The organism is Campylobacter sp. CFSAN093229 (genome assembly GCF_011068225.1).
In the GTDB taxonomy this organism is placed as follows: domain Bacteria; phylum Campylobacterota; class Campylobacteria; order Campylobacterales; family Campylobacteraceae; genus Campylobacter_D; species Campylobacter_D jejuni.
This window is the reverse complement of record NZ_JAAMXB010000004.1, coordinates 58,469-76,645: the sequence shown is the minus strand read 5'-3', so window position 1 is coordinate 76,645 and position 18,177 is coordinate 58,469. Positions and strand designations below refer to the sequence as shown.

The window sequence follows — 18,177 nt, the reverse complement described above, 5'->3', positions numbered from 1 at the left end:
ATTTTTTAATTAATCTTAAAATTTTCTATTTTGGCGATAACTTTTTGTATGATCCAATCAGGAGTACTAGCACCTGCACTAATGCCACAATGTTTTTTATCCAAAAACCATTCTTTTTTTAACTCTTCTTCGGTTTCAATTAGATAGCTATCTTCACAATTGGTTTTTGCAATCAAAAAAAGTTGTTTTGTATTGGCTGAGTTTTTACCCCCTACAACAACCATAACATCACTTTTAAGCGAGAGTTCTTTAATAGCATCTTGATTTTTAAAGGTTGCATCACATATAGTATTAAAAACCCTTACTTCTTTGGTTTTAAGTATTAAAAAATTTACTATCTCCATAAAATGCTCAGGCTTCTTAGTTGTTTGGCTTACCACAGCTATTTTATTAGGAAGTTTTATATTTTGAAGTTCTTTTTTATCCAAAACCACATAAGCTTTTGTACTTACATAACTTTTTACTCCTTTAACTTCGGGATGATTTTCATCTCCAAAAATAACAACTTCATAACCCTCCTTGCTCATTTGCTCGCAAATTTGTTGTGGTTTTGTAACAAAAGGACAAGTGGCATCAAAAATTTCTATATCTTTTTTTCTCAATTCTTCTAAATCTTGCTTTGTAATACCATGAGTTCTTATAATAGCCTTTTTTTCATTGCTTAAAGCTTGTATATTTTCCAAAGTTTTGACATTAAAATTTTTTTGCAAACGAGAAATTTCTTCGTTATTATGAATAAGAGGGCCTATAGTTGCGGCATCTTTTATTTGTTCTGCTTTTTTAATAGCTCTTTTAACACCAAAACAAAAACCATAGTTTTTTGCTAATTCAATAATCAATCCTAGCTCCTAAATTTGATAAAATCTCTATAAAATTTGGAAAAGAAGTTTTTATACAATCACTATCATCAATCTCAATTCCACAAAGCAAACCTAAAATAGCAAAACTCATAGCAATACGGTGATCTCCATAGCTTTTAATTTTTGAAGATTTTAGTTCGCATCCACCTTCTATTTCAAAACCATCATCAAGTTCTCTAGCTTTAACACCACAAAGCTTTAGATTTTCAACCATCACAGCAATCCTATCGCTTTCTTTAACGCGTAATTCTTTAGCATTTATTAAACTAGATTTACCCTTAGCCAAAGCAAAAGCTATAGCCAAAGCAGGCGCTTCATCTATCAACCAAGCAATATTATCTTTAACTTCTATGCCATTAAGCTTGCTAGACTCCACCCTGATCTCACCAATAGTTTCAAAATCATTTTGAGTTATTGTCATTTCAAGTTTTGCACCCATTTTTTGCAAAATTTTATACGCCTCTATACGAGTAGGATTAAGTAAAATATTTTTTAAAATAATTTGAGATTTAGGCAAAATAATAGCAGCTAAAGCAAAATAAAAAGCCGAAGAAGGGTCATTAGGAATGATTATATTTTGAGCTTTTAAAGGTTTTTTTAAAGGACTTATTTCAAGACTTAAGCCATCATTGCTAACCCTTATTGGAGCTTTCATAGCCTTTAACATGTTTTCACTATGATTTCGACTAAGAGAAATTTCACTAAAAGTGCATACATTACCAGCTCTAAAAGCAGATAAAATCATAGCTGTTTTAACTTGAGCCGAAGAAATTTCGCTTTTATAGTTAAAAGCTTTTAAATTTTGACCTTCTATGCAAAGTGGAGCTAAATTTGCCTCATTTCTTCCATAAATTCTAGCGCCTATTTGAGTAAGTGGTTTGCTTATCCTTCTCATAGGACGATTGTTTAAATACTTATCTCCATTTAAAACAAAAAAACCAGAAATTCCTGCTAAAAATCCTATCATCAAACGCATAGCAGTTCCTGAATTTCCACAGTCTAAAATACAATTTGGAGATAAAATTTCTTTAGGGGGTATAATTTTGACGCAAGAATCTTTTTGTTCAATTTTAGCTCCAAGATTTTTTATAATTTCAAGAGTGTTTAAAGTATCTTGAGCTAAGAGATAATTTTGAGCCTTATTTTCTTCTTGTGTTAAAAGCGAAAATATAGCAAAACGATGAGATATGCTTTTATCTGCTGCTATATTTTCAAGTATGGCATTTACAGGGGTTTGCAATTTGTAAATTTTCATCTTAAATCAAGACCCAAATTTTTAAGAGTATTTAAAATTTTATCCATACATTCATTGACTTGATTATCCTCTAGAGTTTTATTTATATCCCTAAAAGAAAAACTTATAGTAATGCTATAAAATTCTTTAAGGTTTTCATCACTATAAATATCAACTAAACGAAAATTTTCAAGTATTTCTAAATTCAATTCTTCAATACAATTTTTAATCTGATTGTATTCAAAACCTTTAGGTATTAACACGCTAAGATCTCTAGTGATAGCTGGGAATTTGGAGTAAGGCTTAGCTATTTTAAAATCTTGCCTGATTAAATCTAAATCAAGTTCACAAATATATGTTTTTGGTAAATCTCTCTCATTTTCTATTTTTAAATGCAAACGGCCTATAAAACCTACTTTAATATCCGATAGATAAATATCTGCTTGTTCATAAGGGCTTAAAATATTATATTTTGATGATTTTAGCTTAAAATCACCTATAATATTTTTAATGTCTAAAAGAAAATCATAAAATTGCACCGATTCAGGTTTTGCCTTGTTGGAAATTTTAGCTTCTTCTTTTAAGCCAGAATGGATAAATGCGATACGATTTAATTCTTGATTATTAACATTGAAAACAGCCCCTAGTTCAAAAAGTTTAATAATTTTTTTAGAATTTTTTGCATTTAAACTTGCTGCATTTAACAAATGATTTAAAAGGGTTGTTCTTAAAGTATTAAGTTCTGCTGTAATTGGATTAATTAGTTTTAATTTAACAGAGTCAAAACCCAATCTTTTAAGTTCTTCTTCATTATCCAAAACATAATGTAAGCTTTCAAAATAACCACTAGCTACTGCTCTTTTCCTTAAATTCAAAAACTCAATATAATTTTTATATGCAGAATTTAAACGATTTTTTTCTATAAATTCTAAACCCTTAGAAGCAATATTATCAATACCTATAATTCTTACAACTTCCTCGCAAATATCTGATAAATTTTTAATATCAGGACGATGTAAAGGTGCTTTAACATTTATAAGCCCTTCACCTGAAAGTATGAGCTCAAAACCTAATTTTTTCAATATTTTTAATACTTCATCTTTATCAACATTTTGCCCTATTATATCGCCAATACTTTCAATACTTATTGGTATGATTGGTAATTCTTTGTCAGTTAAAATTTGTTGAGAAGAACTATAAATAACAAGATTTGGAATCTGCTCAAAAATACTAAGCAAAAAATCCATTCCTAAATTTAATTTAGGTTCACTTCCCCTAAAACTTCTATAAAGCATTTTTTCATCTTGATCTTTATGATATATTTTAGCATCTGCAATTACCAATGGATCGGTATAATTAGCCTCAATAATAATTATTTTAGAATCATCTTTACATCTACTTTCATTATTTTGGAAAATTCCGCTAAAGCTTAAAAGTTTATCTTTGCAAGATACTTTTGTTTCTCCATGCACTTGCTTGCTTAAATTAATGGTAAATTCTTCATCTTTTTCAGAAAAACTACTTAAATCATAAGCATTAAAAAGAACACCAGTTGAATGCGTTGCATAATTTAATAAATTTTCTATGGAATTTTTTCCCAAACCTTCAATTTGAGCAAGTCTTAAACTAAGTAATAAGTTTGTTTGAATTTCTTCTTTTAACTCTATGGCTCGATAATTATAAAGTCCATTAAGTTCTTTCTCAGCTGCTAAGCGCAAAATTCTACCGATACCTAAAACATTTTCACTTTCTTTAAATGGTTTTGGTTCTTTTAAATTTAAATTTAAAGCTGTAGCCAAATCACGAGCAATACCATAAATACTTAAACAATCACCCCTATTAGGAGTAAGTTCTACTTCTATTAGCTCATCATTAAAAATTTCATAAGTATTTAAAGCTCTCCCAAGTTCTAATTTCCCTATACTCTCATCTAAAAGCATAATTCCTTCATTGATTTTTTCAAAACCCAGTTCTAAACTAGAACAAAGCATACCACAAGAATCCACTCCTCGTAATTTTGCTTCTTTTATTTCCATACCGTTTGGCATGATAGCACCTTTAGTTGCAACAGCTACAAATTGTCCTGCATCAACATTCGCAGCACCGCAGACAATTTGCAAGGTTTCACTTCCGATATCAACTTGACAAATGCTTAATTTATCTGAATTTTCATGTTTAATTTTTTCCTTAACATAGCCTACGACAACTTTATCTGGAGCCTTTAAAGCGCCAACCCTATCAACTTCTATACCTATAGAGTTTAAAGTTTTAGCTATTTTATCCGAACTTATTTCTTCAAGTTCTAACCAATCATTCAACCAACTTTTAGTAATTATCATCTAAACTGCTCCAATAATCTCAAATCACCTTCAAATAAAGATCTTAAATCTGGAATTTGATGCAAAAGCATTGCAAAACGCTCTACTCCCAATCCAAAGGCATAACCACTTACATTTTCATAACCAACAAAATTATAAACATTAGGATCAACTATTCCACATCCTAAAACTTCAAGCCAACCTGTATGTTTGCAAACTCTACAACCCTTTCCTTTGCAAAACACACAAGAAATATCAACTTCAGCAGAAGGCTCTGTAAATGGGAAAAAACTTGGACGAAAACGAACTTTCACATCTCCGAACATATAACGCAAAAAATCTTCCAATACACTTTTTAAATTTGCAAAGCTAACCTTTTGCCCTTCTTCCACCACAAGGCCTTCAACTTGATGAAACATAGGAGTATGCGTAATATCAAAATCTCTTCTAAATACAGCACCAGGGGCTATCATCCTAATAGGAGGTTTTTGTGCAAGCATTGTCCGTATTTGCACTGGCGAAGTTTGTGTTCTTAAAAGCCTTTTATCATCAAAATAAAAGGTATCTTGCATATCTCTTGCAGGGTGAGATTTAGGCAAATTTAACGCTTCAAAATTATGAAAGTCATCTTCTATTAAAGGCCCTTTTTCTATGCTAAAATTCAAAGCTATAAAATACTCTATGATTTTATCCATGGTGCTCATAACAGGATGCAAGGCACCTGTTGTAATACTTTCATCAAAATAGTTAAAATTTAAAGCATCTTGTTTCATTCTTTCTTCTAAAGCAAGATTTTCCAAATCTTTAAATTTGGCTAAATAAGCCTCATTAAATATTTCTTTTTGTGCATTTAATTTAGCAGCAAATTCTTTTTTCGCCTCATCTTCTAACTCTTTAAGCTTTGTAAAGCCTTCTGTTAAAATACCTTTTTTTCCAAGAACGGAAATCCTAATGGCTTCCAAATCATTTAAATTCTCACATTTTTGAATCTGTTCTATAAAATTTTGCAATTTTCTTACCTTAAATAAAATATTTCAAGTTCTAATTCTATTAAAAACTATTTTAAATTCAGCATAAAAACCAAACTTTAAAGATATAATTGTATCAAACCAACAATAAAAAAGGATAAATAATGCAAGAAAAAACAATTTTTGAACTCATAGTTGAAGGTAAACTTCCATGCAATAAAGTGCTTGAAAGTGACGATTTTCTAGCATTTCATGATATTGCACCCAAAGCACCCATACATATACTTATAATCCCTAAAAAACATTTTAAAGACTTTCAAGAATTTGATCCTGAACTTATGGCCAAAATGACAAGTTTCATACAAGAATTAGCTGTTCTTTTAGGTGTAGATAAAAGTGGATATCGCTTGGTAACAAACTGTGGAAAAAATAGCGGACAAGAAGTTTTTCATTTGCATTTTCATATGCTTGGAGGTTTTGAACTGCCTAAGGAAAAAACAAAAAAAGAAAATCCTCAAGCTTTATTTTAGTTTAAATGGTAGAAAAACTACCATTTAAACTATTTTGTCAAAGGTAGCAACATTCCCTCATATAATTTTTGATAAATTTCATCACCGCATAACTTTTTAGCTAGCTCTAAACCAAAAAGAATTGCCGTAGCTGGACCTGCTGAAGTTATAACATTTTTATTTACAACTACAGCCTTGTTAACACGATTTCCATTAAGTCCAACTTCACAACTAGGATAGCAAGCAAACTCGCCCTCTAAAACACCTGCTTCATTTAAGACTATAGGAGAAGCACAGATTGCGGCAACAATTTTATTTTTGCTATGAAGTTGTTTAATGATATTTAAAATAACATTTGAATTCTTAAGATTCATCATACCTTCAAAGCCACCCGCCAAAGCAATGGCATCTAAATTTTCTATATCAACATCCTCTATAGAACAATCTGCTTTTATACTAATGCCATTAGCACCTTTTACTAATAACTCACTGTTTAACGAAGCTATAACAACTTCCAAATCTGGATTTAATTCTCTTGCTCGTTTTAAAACATCCGCAATTCCTATAAATTCAGCTTCCTCAAAACCTTGAGCCAATGGAATTAATACTTTTTTACTCATTTTGTTCTCCTTTTTTATATTTTTTAAATCTTTCTTCTCTTTCTTTGTTTTTTTGCATCATTTGACGATTAAAACCTATGACCAAAACAATCATTAAAAACACAAAAATAACTATTAGAATGAAATCTAAAATTTCCATAAATACAACCTTATTTTTGGGAAATTCTAACACATTTTTTTAAATCTTTAGAGAAAATTCAAAGATATTTCTATAAAATCTTTTTTTAAATAATTCCTCTGAAAAGGTTTACAAATTGAATCAGAAAAATATAAGAATTTTTGTTTTTTTTGTTATTATTATTTTATGGGGCTATTTTTCTTTCCCGATAGAAATATTAAAAATTCAAGATCCTAGTGGAGTTGTAAGCTATGGCTATACAGAAAATGCAAAAGCTTATTTAAAAAGTTATCTTATTACGCTTTTATTAACTGCTTGTGCTGTTATTATCGGAGTGATTGTTGGTTTTAGCTTAGCTATTTTACGCTTCTCTAAATTTAAAACACTTAATTTTATTATAGATGAATATATAGACATTATACGAGGAACACCGGTAATTTTACAATTGATGATTTTTGCTTTTGTAATTTTTACTTTTATAGATAACCTTTATGCAGCCATTCTTGCACTAGGACTTAATAGCTCGGCTTATATAGCAGAAATTGTAAGAAGCGGCATTAATAGTGTAGATAAAGGACAAATGGAAGCTGCAAGAGCAATGGGACTTGATTACAAAACTTCAATGAAAGAAATTATTCTTCCTCAGGCTACTAAAAACATTCTACCTGCATTAGCTAATGAATTTATTTCTTTATTTAAGGAAACTTCTGTTGTAGGATTTATTAGTGTTATTGATATTACCATGCAAAGTCAAAGCTTGCAAGCCGTACTTTACAATCCAAAACCTATTATTTTCACTGGACTTGTTTATTATGTAAGTGTAAAAATTTTTAGTTATTTTGCAAAAAAACTTGAACTTAGGATGAATAAAAATGATTGAAGTTAAAAATTTACAAAAAAAATATGGAGAATTAGAAGTTTTAAAAAATATTAACACTACAATCTCAAAAGGCGATGTAATAGCTATCATAGGTCCAAGTGGAGGCGGAAAAAGTACATTTTTACGCTGCATCAATCGCTTAGAACTAGCTGATAGTGGGGAAATTTTAATCAATAAACAAAACATACTTGATAAAGAAATTGATATTAATAAGATCAGGCAAAAAGTTAGCATGGTATTTCAGCATTTTAATCTTTTTGCTAATAAAAATGTTATGGAAAATTTATGTTTAACACCCATTAAAACAGGAATTTTAAGTCAAGAAGAAGCCATAAAAAAAGCAAAAATACTTCTTGCTAAGGTGGGTTTAGCAGACAAAGAAAATATAATGCCCCATAAGCTCTCTGGCGGACAAAAACAACGCATAGCTATTGCTAGAAGCTTGATGATGAATCCTGATGTTATTTTATTTGATGAGCCTACTTCAGCTCTAGATCCTGAAATGATAGGCGAGGTTCTAAGCATTATGAAAGATGTTGCAAAAGAAGGTTTAACTATGCTTGTAGTAACTCATGAAATGGGCTTTGCTAGAAATGTTGCCAATCGTATATTTTTTATGGATAAAGGAAAAATTGCTGTTGATGCAAGCCCTAAAGAAGTATTTGAAAATCCTAGCAATGAAAGATTGAGAGAATTTTTAAACAAGGTTTTAAATCATTAATTCATAAGCCATTAAGGCTTATGAATTTTAATCCCAACATTCAGCGTTTTTAATTCCAAGTTTGCTAGCATTAAATTTAGGATCTATACCAGATTTTTGTTGCGTATTAAAATCTTTTAAAACTTTATTTACTATACCACCTAAAAGCAATAAAGATATAATATTTGTCGTTGCCATGAAAGCCATAGTCAAATCAGCCAAATTCCAAGCAAGTTTTAAATTCATTTGCGAGCCTATAAAAATCATAGCCACAGCTGTAATTCTAAACAAATTCATTACAAATTTGGAATTTGTTAAATATTTAACATTAGCTTGAGCATAATAATAATTTCCTATTAAAGAAGTTATTGCAAAAAGAACAATAGCTATAGTAATAAAATGGATTCCAAAGCTACCATAATACTCACGCATAGCTTCTTGAACTAAAGGCATTCCACCATCAATTTTACTTTCTCCAAGTCCTAAATATGCCATAGAAAAAAGAACTAAAAATCCAGAACTTGTACAAACAACAACATCAATCAAAACTGAAAAGGCTTGTATAACACCTTGTTTAGCTGGATGACTTGTCAAAGCTGCTGCAGCTGCATTAGGTGCCGAGCCCATACCTGCTTCATTTGAAAAAAGTCCTCTTTTAATCCCTATAACTAAGGCAGAACCAGCAAAACCACCAAAAATCGCTTTAAAATCAAAAGCACTTTGTAAAATCATATGAACCACATAAGGAATTTTATCAAAATTCATTAAAACAGCAATCACAGCAAGTAAAACATAAGCTAAAGCCATAAAAGGAACAATTAAAGAACTAATTTTACCTATTTTAGTATGGTGAGAAAAAAACATCCATGCACCAAAAATAGTTAAAACAATACCAATAATCATTGGCCAAGAACTTGATGCAAAATCTACAGCAGCATTTGGATTAAACATATCATAATAAACTTTAAAAGACGAAGTCATTGTTTGACTTTGAAGTCCGTTAAATCCATAAGCATAAGTAATAATAAGAATAAAAGCAAAAAAAGCTCCAAAAAAATGTGAGCCTAAGGCTTTTTTTATATAATAAGCTGGACCACCTTTAAACCCGCCTGTATCATCTTTTGATTTGTAAACTTGAGCTAAGGTGCTTTCAGCAAATGCTGAGGCACCGCCAAAAAATGCCATAACCCACATCCAAAATAAAGCACCAGCGCCACCTGTAGCCAATGCCAAAGAAATTCCAGCGATATTTCCTATACCAACTCTAGAAGCAGTTGAGATCATCAATGCCTGAAAAGGTGAAATATGTTCTTTAGTGTGTCCTTCGTTTTTTTCTGTAAGAATTTTAAATACAGAACTCAACATACGAAACTGAACAAAGCGAGTTAAAAAACTATAATAAAGCCCACAAACAATAAGTAAAATTACCATAATAATGTCTGTATTTGGGACAATCTTATTAGCTATAATATCAGACGCTTTATTGGCAAAATCTAGCATAATATCTAAATTCATCCAAACTCCTCAAAAAATAATCTAAATTTTACTTTAACATAATTTCTATAAAAAGGACTTTATGATTTTATTTGTTTTAAGTTATTGTGTAAATTTGAAACTTTTAAGAAACAAAATTGCTAAAATTTTGTCTTAAAGCTTCATAAGAGATTATACCAACGCTTGTAGCTAAATTTAAACTTCTTCCATAAGATTTCATAGGTATAGTTATAGCATTTTCCCAATTTAATTGCATTAATTCCATAGGTAAGCCATAACTCTCACTTCCAAAGAATAAGAAATCATTTTTCTGAAATTTTGCATCAAAATAAGCTTTTTGACTCTTAGTTGTTGCGAAAAAAAAGCGATTTTTATAAATCATATTTTCATTTAAAAATTCTTCAAGATTCTCCCAAATAATGGGTTCTAATTTATCCCAATAATCAAGCCCTGCTCTTCTAACAGCCTTTTGAGAAATATCAAAAACAGTTGGTTTAACGATATGAAGTTTAAAACCAGCATTAAAACACATTCTACCTATACTACCTGTATTTTGCGGTATTCTAGGGTGAACTAAAACTATATTAAACATATTTATACTAGAACTCTTTGAATGTTAGGATTTAATTTTACTAAAATTTCATAGTTAATAGTATGAAAAAAATCAGCCCAAATATCAGCATCTTTAAACACGCAAATTTCCTCGCCAGAATTTTCACAAGAAAAACTATCCATTGACATCTTTCCAAGCATTGCTTTTCCATTTCCAAGCACTAACTCCCCTTTTCCATTGTATCGGAAAAGACCATCAGCATAACCCAAATCATAAGTCGCTACTTCCATATCCTTTGCAGCAGTAAAAATGCCTCCATATCCTATACTCTGTCCTTTTTGTAAAATCCTTTGACTTAATCTATGAGCATACAAGCTTAAAACTCTTTTTAAATTTGAATCCCCATATCCAAATTGAACAAGCCCAACTCTACAATATTCATCTTCGGGAATTTTCCCTCTAAATAATGCTGCAGAATTATGCGAATGAAATAATAAATTTGAAAAATATTTTTTTACTATCTTTTTAGCTTTTTGAAAATTTTCTTTTTGAACAAAAAAACTTCCATCCATTTCATCTGCACTAGCAAAATGTGTAAACATTCCAGTAAGTTTTAAATCACTACTTTGAATAAGATCTATAGCATGTTCTAAATTTTCTACACAAATTCCATTGCGATGCATGCCTGTATCTATTTTTAGATGTATTTTTATATCTTGCTTGTATTTTTTTACTTGGGAAATATCATTTAAAGCATAAATAAATCTAGAATTTTCATTACCATGAGGACGATGTGATAGTATTAATATATTCTCAAAAAATTCTTCGATTTCTCGAGCTTCTTCTTCACTCTTAACAGCAACAAAAGAAACTCCTAAATTTTTGGCTAATGGAGCTAAAAGCTTAGCTCCATGTCCATATGCATTATCTTTAAAAACGCAAATTAATCTTTGAAAACTCCCTATTTTTTTAGCAATATGTCTTAAATTATATTCATAAGCTTTTTGATCAATTTTTATTAAAGACATTTATTGCTCTGCTAAAATTTTCATTTTACCTTTACTATCTATCTTAACGTATAAAATTTTATCGCCTCTAAACTGATAGTTTTTAGTGTAATAATCCTCATAAAATGAAATTCTATACATAGTTTCATTTTCTAAATTCGGATAAGGGCTGATATTAATATCTGAAAATTTAATCTTTTTATCTTCTTTACGAGAAAAAATAGATTTTTTCATGGAAGCAAACTGTTCAAATTTCATTTTATCAAAACGTTTAAATTCTTGCTCATCATAAAAACTTAAATAGGTATTAGTGTCACTATTTGTCCAAGCTAGTTTCCATGTAAAAAGATCAGCCAATAAACTAGCTATTTGATCCTTTTTAGCTCTAATTTTTTCTTTTTCTTCTGTCATAACAAAAACTTTTTTATCTTGTACAACTTGTGCAAATTTCTCCAAATTATTATTAAATAAAGCAATACATCCTCTTGTTTTAAATTCATCAAGTCTAGAACCATCTAAAGGATAGCCATGGATCCAAATACCACCACCTGTTTTTCCTTGTACTTTATCAAGTAAATTTGGATAAGTTGTAGCAAAAGCAAAGGGACCATAATAAGGATCACCTGGATTAAACTTACGGCCTAACTCATAAAAACCTACTGGCGTTTTCAAATCTCCTTCTATTTTTTTATCGCCCATTAATCCAGTTATTATTTCTTTTTGTTCAAAATCTTTTCTTATTTTTCCGTCCTCGTAAGAATAAACACGGAGAATTTTATCTGTTTTATTTGTAAGCACGATAGCAACATTATCATCATAGTATCCAAGTGAAATATTTTTATCTCCTATTTCACTTAACCAAAAATCCTTTTGAGTTAATTCTTTTTCAATCGCTACACCAACAGCATCTAACCCTTGATTAAGATAAATTTTAACAAGATCTGAGGCATGTAACATCAATGAAGAAAGTGTAATTAATAAAGCAAGTCGTTTTAACAATGTTTTTCCTTAGGTATTTCAAAATTTTTTAAGTCAAAAATGTTTGTGATTATAATATTTTTTTTCTTAAAAAATATTAATTATATTAACAATGCGGCCTTATTTATGATATAATTTTTATAAATCATAAAGGCTTGTTTTAAAAGGTTGTCTATAATGATAAGAAATTTTTTTATAGTAATGTCTTTTTTAGGCATTTTGTTTTTAGCTTTTTATGCATTATATGATAAAAAGAAAGAAAGTGTATTTAGCTTAAATACATGCCAACCTCTAACTTGTGACTTAAATTTACAGGATTGTGTTTTTTCTTTTAATAAAAAAATATTGAAGTTTCAGCCTACCCAAAACCTATAAAAATTTTCAATAAAACTACTATAAAAATTAAAAATTTTCCTCATTATTCTAATTTAAAGATTAAAATTTATAGTTTAAATTCCTATATAGGCGATATCATTCCTAAATTTAATATAGTTAATGGTGATATTCTTATAAATTTTATAGGTAGAAGCATTACCGATGATTCTAGATTTAGGGTTGAATTTTTAAACAATAATGCTCCAACTGGTTTTTTCTTTGATTTTGATGTTACTATGCAAAAAAATTTTCAAACAGGTAACACACATTGAAAAATTTTCAAAATTTTATATTCAAATAAAAATATTTTTTGATATAATGAACAAATATTTAATATTATAAAAATAAGGATACAATATGAAAAAAATTCTTCTCTTAGGTGCTCTTTTTGCTGTAAATCTTTGGGCTGTTAATGATATAGAGGTAAAAAATGCCTTTGTAAAACAAACTCCACCTCATGCGCAAAATAGTGCTATTTTTCTTACCATTTTTAATAATACTAATAAGGATATTGCTCTAATAAGTGCCAAAAGCGATATCAGTGAAGTCAGTGAGCTGCATACACATATACATAAAGATGGAAAAATGATGATGCAAAAAATTCCTGAAATTATTATAAAAGCTCATTCAAGCACAGAGCTTAAATCAGGAGGTTACCATATAATGCTTTTAAAACTAAAAAAACCTATTATTAAAGACACGAAGGTAAATTTAGATTTAAAATTTAATAATCATAAAATCATAGAGTTAAAAAATATTGATTCTAAAGAATTTTAATTAATGAGAAAAATTATTTTTATCCTAGCTTTTGCTTTTGTTATTGCTATTTTATATATTATTTTTGATTTTTATATAATAAAAGATTCTAAAAAAATAACAAAAGCTGATTTTTCTACCCCATTGACTTGCGATCTTAATGTTAAAGACTGCACATATAGTTTTAATAATAAAGAAGTCTTAATTTCCCTAAATCCCAAACCCTTACAATCTTTAGATGTTACAAATCTAAAGATTGTAAATCTAGGAAATTATAACAACTTAGGAATTAAAATTTATGGATTAAATATGTATATGGGTGAAATTAAACCTAAAATACATCGATTAAATTCAACAGACTATGAAAGTAAAATAGTTCTTGCTGCTTGCGTTTTAGATACTATGCGTTTTAGGGTAGAATTTATAGATAATAATAAACCCATAGGGTTTTATTTTGATTTTGAGCTAAAAAAATGAAAAAAAATATTATTTTGTTTATAGTTATAGTTGCCATTATTTTAGGTGTAATATTTTTTATTAAAAATCATCAAAATTCTTATGATTTTATCTTAAAATCAGATTTAAAAGAGGAAAACACCCTAAAAGATTTTAAAGGAGATAAGCTTATTATCTATTTTGGATACACTTATTGCCCTGATGTTTGTCCGGCAACTCTTAGTTTAGTAGGCAAAGCCTTAAAGCAAATCAATAATCCTAAGGCTCATCTTCTTTTTATTTCTTTAGATCCAAATAGAGATAACAACTTAAGCAATACAAACGAATGGTTACGATACTTTTACCCAAAAGCAGATGCCTTAATTGCAAAAGATGAAAAAACTCTTCAAAAAATAACAAAACAATATAATGTTCAATATCAAAAAATAGATCTAAATGATTCTTTTATGGGTTATTCTATAGCACATAGCAATATGCTTTATCTTATTGATGAAAAAGGTCATTTTTATAAAGAAATTAGCGATTTAAATCCACAAGAAATTTTAAGAGAACTTAGAATTTTTCTAAATTCTCAATAATTATACTTAAGCAAAAAGATCAGTTGAGAGGTATCTTTCAGCCGTATCGTTTAGCATAGTTAAAATTCTTTTATCTGGAAATTTCTTTGCTAGCATACTTGCGGCAAATACATTTGCTCCACTTGATATACCTACCATTAAACCACTTTTGGCAAGTTCTTTGGCTGTATTTATAGCATCTTCATTACTTACCGTGATCACTTCATCTATAATTTCTTTATTTAAAATAGCAGGTATAAAATTCGCCCCTATTCCTTGTATTTTATGGCTTCCCGCTTCACCTTTGCTAAACAATGGAGAATTTAGAGGCTCGACTCCAACAATATGCACTTTTTCTAATTTTTCTTTTAGTATTTCCCCAACTCCACTAATAGTACCGCCAGTTCCAAAACCAGCTACAAAAATATCAAGTTTATTATCCAAATCTCTTAAAATTTCTAAAGCCGTATTCTTACGATGCGCATTTTTATTTGAAATATTTTCAAATTGAGAAACCATAAAAGAATTTGGAGTATTTAATAATATTTCATTTGCTTTATCAACCGCTCCTTTCATTCCTAAATTTGCAGGAGTTAATTCTAACCTAGCACCAAAGAGTGTTATCATTTTTCTTCTTTCTAAACTCATAGATTCAGGCATTACAGCAACAAATTTAAGTCCCAAATCTGCACAAATCATAGCCAAAGAAATTCCAGTATTTCCACTAGTTGCTTCAACTATTGTAGTATCTTGATTAATTTTTTTACTATCTAAAGCATCTTTAATCATTTCAAAAGCTGCTCTATCTTTTATAGAATGACTAGGATTTAAAAATTCACATTTAGCAAAAACATTGATACCAAATTTTTTCAAATGTATAATAGGAGTATTTCCTATAAGCTCGCTTACTTTTTCATATGCTTTCATAATTTTAATATCCTTTTTTATTTAATAATGATAGTTTTATAAAAGTTTAAAAAAATAAAGTAAATAAAAGATACAAAATATCTGAATTAATTAAGAAAGAAGGCTAGAATTTATCTAGCCGAAGTTTTATTTTTTCTTTTTGCCGCTTGCTTTTGCAACAGCTTCTTTAAGGTTTTTACCTACCTTAAATTTTGCAACTCTTGTAGCAGGAACTTTGATTGTTTTTCCTGTGCTTGGTACTCTAGCTTCTCTAGCAGCTCTTTCTTGAGTTGAAAAAGTACCAAAACCAATAAAACTGATGCTATCACCTTTAGCTAAAACATCAGTAATAGTAGAAATAACTGCATCAGTAGCAGTAGTAGCGTCTTTTTTTGTTAGCCCAGCTGTTTGAGCAACTAATGAAATGAAATCTGCTTTAGTCATAAAAGCTCCTTTGTTTTAATTGAAACGCCTAATTTTAGCATATTTAAAAAACAATATCAAGTAAAAAACAGCCTTTTTTAAGTTTTTTTCAAAAAACTTTATTATTTTTTCTTATATCTTTCAAATTCTCCGCTATTATCAATTTCATTGCCAATTTTCTCGTATAAATCATAATAAAATTTAACAAATTCTTTACACTTAGGCATAATAGGAAGAAAAATATTATCTTCAATTTCACAAAATCTACTTAAAAACTCTTTTGCATCAAGTCTTAAAGCATAGTATTTTGCTAATTCATGATAATTTTTTAAAGTTAGTTCTTTAAATTTTTCATAATGCCCTAAATCAAAATTTATCTTCAAATTATTATTTTCAAAAATCAATACTTCACTTTCAAAAAGCAAACTAAGATGAATAAGTCCTTCTGTATAATAAGGTCTAACTTCATCAACCCTTTGCCAAGAAATAAGTCCAATAGCTCTTTTTATAAGTTCATGAAAAACAGGCATTATCAAGTCATCTTGTTCATGATAAAAGAAATTTATAAGTCCACCTGTAGTAGCTTTATATTCTTCTATATTTTTAAAAAAACCACTCTGATTCATTGTTTTTTCGGTATCATTAGCAATAAAAAATATATGACCAAATTCATGACCTATAGTTGATACCTCATAAACCCTTTTCCAAATTTTTTCCTGATAAAATAAAATATTTCTTCCAAAATCCAAAAATTCTTTATCAAAAATCTCGCTAGAAATTTTCATAAAAGGCTTTGTTTTAGCATTTTCATATACAAAATTTATAAAGGCAAATATTTTTTTGCCCGCCTTAGAACTTACAAACTCATCATTTGGAACAACTTGAGCTGAGAATAAACCTTTAAGTTCAGCACCATAAAATATCATCGGAGTGCAAATATAAAGTTGAGTTTTTTCTATATTAGATAAAACTTCTTTTTCTAATTCACAATCTTCAAGTCCTATATTTTTATAAACATGTTCAAAACTTTCTTTAATTTCATTACCAAATTTCAAAACATCAAAATCATTTTCATCTTCTATTCTTATATCCCATTCTAATGCCACCGCATGAGTATAATTATCTTCATAATATTCTAAAGGATGTCCCACTTGTAAAGGTGATTTTACTTTCATCCAAGCAAATTCAGCTTCTTGCCAAGCTTTTATAACTCTATCTTCATCTTTTTCACAAAACGCCAATTTTAATTTTTCAAAATATTCTATATAAGCTTTTTCCTCTTCGTTGCTAGCAAATATTTTAAGCTGATCAATCATATTTTCAAAAGCAAATTCTAATTTTAAAATTTCATTCTCGAAAAATCTCGCATAAGGAACAAATTTCCATAAATTTCCTATTCTAACTAAAACACCATAGCTTCGCTCACAAATTTCTCCTTCTGGAGTTTTTTGATATAAATGATTTTTACGTAAAAATTCCATTGCATCATCTAAATTTGGAAATTGAGTAGATAAAATTTTATTATTTTTTTCTATAATTTCTTTAGTCCAAGAAATTTCAAAAATATTCATAATTAAACCTATATTATGCACTCCTTGTATTAAGGACTGATAAAAATTATTTAAAAGTTTTTTCTCTTTTATTTCATTAATTAAATTTTGATGTTCTTTTTCGTAAAACTTTCTAACCTCTTCATAGAACTTATGTTTTAACTCTATAATCTTATCTTCCTTAAAGTTGTTTTTTTTCCACTCTTGAACTAAATTTTCTTCCTTTAAATCAACCAAACGCCTAAGTATGGCTAGCATAGTTGTTGTATCTTGTTTTAACTCACTTAAAGAAATCAAAGATCTAAAATACTCGCCCACATCTTCTTTGTCTAAAAACTCATATAACGCATTATTTTTTTCTTTGTATTTTCTAACCAATTTAGCTATTTCTTTAAAATTATTCATACTTTTATTCTCCTTTTTAACTTTTTTAATTATAATTCATTTTTTAAAATAAGGAGTAAAAATGAGAGATATGGGAGAACCAAAATTAAAAATTGTAGCTATGCCAAGTGACACAAATCCAGCAGGAAATATTTTTGGCGGATGGATACTTTCACAAATCGATTTAGCAGGAGCTATCGCAGCAAGAGAACTTTCTCCTGAACGCGTTGTAACCATCTCTATGGATAAAGTAGTTTTTAAAGAACCTGTTTTTATAGGCGATATAATTTCTTGCTACTCTAAAGTTGTAAATGTGGGCAACACTTCAATCAGCGTTGAAGTAGAAGTCACAGCTCAAAGAGTGGATTCTCAAGGTTGTACTTCTTGCATTAATGTAACTTCGGCTTTAGTAACTTATGTAAGTGTTACAAGAGATGGAAAGAAAAAGCCTATTAGTGAAGAACTTAAAAGAATTCATGGCTTTTTAAATGCTTAAAGCTTATTTTGTATGATAAAACTTTATCCTTTAAG

At 28.9% G+C, this 18,177-nt stretch carries 20 protein-coding genes and 1 pseudogene; 8 read left to right on the top strand and 13 right to left on the bottom strand.

All coding sequences use genetic code 11. The annotated features are described in order from the left end of the window. Positions 1-5: 5 nt before the first annotated feature. Genes FBE93_RS01705 through pheS form a run of 4 tightly spaced genes read right to left on the bottom strand, consistent with a single transcriptional unit; the run spans position 6 to position 5,422 of the window. Positions 6-839, bottom strand: a complete 834-nt coding sequence (locus FBE93_RS01705; protein WP_002857098.1) for a 4-hydroxy-3-methylbut-2-enyl diphosphate reductase — start codon at positions 837-839, stop codon at positions 6-8. Continuing rightward, positions 829-2,115 (bottom strand): 3-phosphoshikimate 1-carboxyvinyltransferase, encoded by a 1,287-nt coding sequence (aroA, locus tag FBE93_RS01700; RefSeq protein ID WP_165434110.1) that lies wholly within the window; start codon positions 2,113-2,115, stop codon positions 829-831. The genes FBE93_RS01705 and aroA overlap by 11 nt, the downstream gene beginning before the upstream one ends. Then, positions 2,112-4,433 carry a phenylalanine--tRNA ligase subunit beta gene (gene pheT / locus FBE93_RS01695; RefSeq protein ID WP_002877346.1) on the bottom strand — a complete coding sequence of 774 codons (2,322 nt, stop codon included), beginning with the start codon at positions 4,431-4,433 and terminating at the stop codon, positions 2,112-2,114. The genes aroA and pheT overlap by 4 nt, the downstream gene beginning before the upstream one ends. Beyond that, positions 4,430-5,422: a phenylalanine--tRNA ligase subunit alpha gene (gene pheS, locus FBE93_RS01690; RefSeq protein WP_002852567.1), complete on the bottom strand. Its 993-nt coding sequence runs from the start codon at positions 5,420-5,422 to the stop codon at positions 4,430-4,432. The genes pheT and pheS overlap by 4 nt, the downstream gene beginning before the upstream one ends. Before the next feature lie 122 nt (positions 5,423-5,544). Here pheS and FBE93_RS01685 point away from each other — a divergent pair, with 122 nt between their 5' ends. Further along, a complete protein-coding gene (locus FBE93_RS01685; RefSeq protein WP_002857192.1) occupies positions 5,545-5,910 on the top strand; it encodes a histidine triad nucleotide-binding protein in 366 nt (121 codons plus the stop codon). 29 nt (positions 5,911-5,939) lie between these two features. On the opposite strand, the gene FBE93_RS01680 is transcribed toward FBE93_RS01685, so the two are convergent. Both FBE93_RS01680 and FBE93_RS01675 read right to left on the bottom strand, forming a co-directional pair. Further along, positions 5,940-6,509 carry a DJ-1 family glyoxalase III gene (locus FBE93_RS01680; RefSeq protein ID WP_002869165.1) on the bottom strand — a complete coding sequence of 190 codons (570 nt, stop codon included), beginning with the start codon at positions 6,507-6,509 and terminating at the stop codon, positions 5,940-5,942. Next, the gene (locus FBE93_RS01675) at positions 6,502-6,681 is read right to left on the bottom strand and encodes a hypothetical protein (RefSeq protein WP_011812746.1); all 180 of its coding nucleotides are present in this window, start codon (positions 6,679-6,681) and stop codon (positions 6,502-6,504) included. The genes FBE93_RS01680 and FBE93_RS01675 overlap by 8 nt, the downstream gene beginning before the upstream one ends. An 82-nt stretch (positions 6,682-6,763) precedes the next feature. Here FBE93_RS01675 and FBE93_RS01670 point away from each other — a divergent pair, with 82 nt between their 5' ends. Both FBE93_RS01670 and FBE93_RS01665 read left to right on the top strand, forming a co-directional pair. Further along, positions 6,764-7,507 carry an amino acid ABC transporter permease gene (locus FBE93_RS01670; RefSeq protein ID WP_059110922.1) on the top strand — a complete coding sequence of 248 codons (744 nt, stop codon included), beginning with the start codon at positions 6,764-6,766 and terminating at the stop codon, positions 7,505-7,507. Further along, a complete protein-coding gene (locus tag FBE93_RS01665) occupies positions 7,500-8,228 on the top strand; it encodes an amino acid ABC transporter ATP-binding protein (RefSeq protein ID WP_002934313.1) in 729 nt (242 codons plus the stop codon). The genes FBE93_RS01670 and FBE93_RS01665 overlap by 8 nt, the downstream gene beginning before the upstream one ends. Before the next feature lie 27 nt (positions 8,229-8,255). On the opposite strand, the gene FBE93_RS01660 is transcribed toward FBE93_RS01665, so the two are convergent. The 4 genes from FBE93_RS01660 to FBE93_RS01645 form a co-directional block, all read right to left on the bottom strand. Next, positions 8,256-9,722: a sodium:alanine symporter family protein gene (locus FBE93_RS01660; RefSeq protein ID WP_165434109.1), complete on the bottom strand. Its 1,467-nt coding sequence runs from the start codon at positions 9,720-9,722 to the stop codon at positions 8,256-8,258. Positions 9,723-9,825: 103 nt separating this feature from the next. Further along, entirely contained in the window at positions 9,826-10,293 is a 468-nt protein-coding gene (locus FBE93_RS01655; RefSeq protein ID WP_002857075.1) for a tRNA (cytidine(34)-2'-O)-methyltransferase, read from the bottom strand. Between the two features lie 2 nt (positions 10,294-10,295). Then, positions 10,296-11,282, bottom strand: a complete 987-nt coding sequence (locus tag FBE93_RS01650) for an alanine racemase (protein WP_002934311.1) — start codon at positions 11,280-11,282, stop codon at positions 10,296-10,298. Next, the gene (locus FBE93_RS01645; protein ID WP_002856863.1) at positions 11,283-12,260 is read right to left on the bottom strand and encodes a murein L,D-transpeptidase family protein; all 978 of its coding nucleotides are present in this window, start codon (positions 12,258-12,260) and stop codon (positions 11,283-11,285) included. 156 nt (positions 12,261-12,416) lie between these two features. Between FBE93_RS01645 and FBE93_RS08285 the strand changes: the two are divergent. From FBE93_RS08285 to FBE93_RS01625, 4 genes and pseudogenes are all read left to right on the top strand, one after another. Next, positions 12,417-12,886, top strand: a pseudogene (locus FBE93_RS08285) (hypothetical protein). A gap of 85 nt (positions 12,887-12,971) precedes the next feature. Continuing rightward, a complete protein-coding gene (locus FBE93_RS01635) occupies positions 12,972-13,391 on the top strand; it encodes a copper chaperone PCu(A)C (protein WP_002934307.1) in 420 nt (139 codons plus the stop codon). Between the two features lie 3 nt (positions 13,392-13,394). After that, positions 13,395-13,847, top strand: coding sequence for a hypothetical protein (locus FBE93_RS01630; protein WP_165434108.1), 453 nt, complete (start codon positions 13,395-13,397; stop codon positions 13,845-13,847). After that, a complete protein-coding gene (locus tag FBE93_RS01625; protein WP_165434107.1) occupies positions 13,844-14,404 on the top strand; it encodes an SCO family protein in 561 nt (186 codons plus the stop codon). The genes FBE93_RS01630 and FBE93_RS01625 overlap by 4 nt, the downstream gene beginning before the upstream one ends. Before the next feature lie 6 nt (positions 14,405-14,410). Here the strand turns inward: FBE93_RS01625 and cysM are convergent, their stop codons facing one another. From cysM to ciaB, 3 genes are all read right to left on the bottom strand, one after another. Then, entirely contained in the window at positions 14,411-15,310 is a 900-nt protein-coding gene (gene cysM, locus FBE93_RS01620; RefSeq protein ID WP_165434106.1) for a cysteine synthase B, read from the bottom strand. 126 nt (positions 15,311-15,436) lie between these two features. Further along, a complete protein-coding gene (locus FBE93_RS01615) occupies positions 15,437-15,733 on the bottom strand; it encodes an HU family DNA-binding protein (protein ID WP_002859562.1) in 297 nt (98 codons plus the stop codon). Positions 15,734-15,834: 101 nt separating this feature from the next. Then, positions 15,835-17,667, bottom strand: coding sequence for an invasion protein CiaB (gene ciaB / locus FBE93_RS01610; RefSeq protein ID WP_002934304.1), 1,833 nt, complete (start codon positions 17,665-17,667; stop codon positions 15,835-15,837). Between the two features lie 61 nt (positions 17,668-17,728). Here ciaB and FBE93_RS01605 point away from each other — a divergent pair, with 61 nt between their 5' ends. Beyond that, positions 17,729-18,142, top strand: coding sequence for an acyl-CoA thioesterase (locus FBE93_RS01605; protein WP_002853544.1), 414 nt, complete (start codon positions 17,729-17,731; stop codon positions 18,140-18,142). Positions 18,143-18,177: the final 35 nt, after the last annotated feature.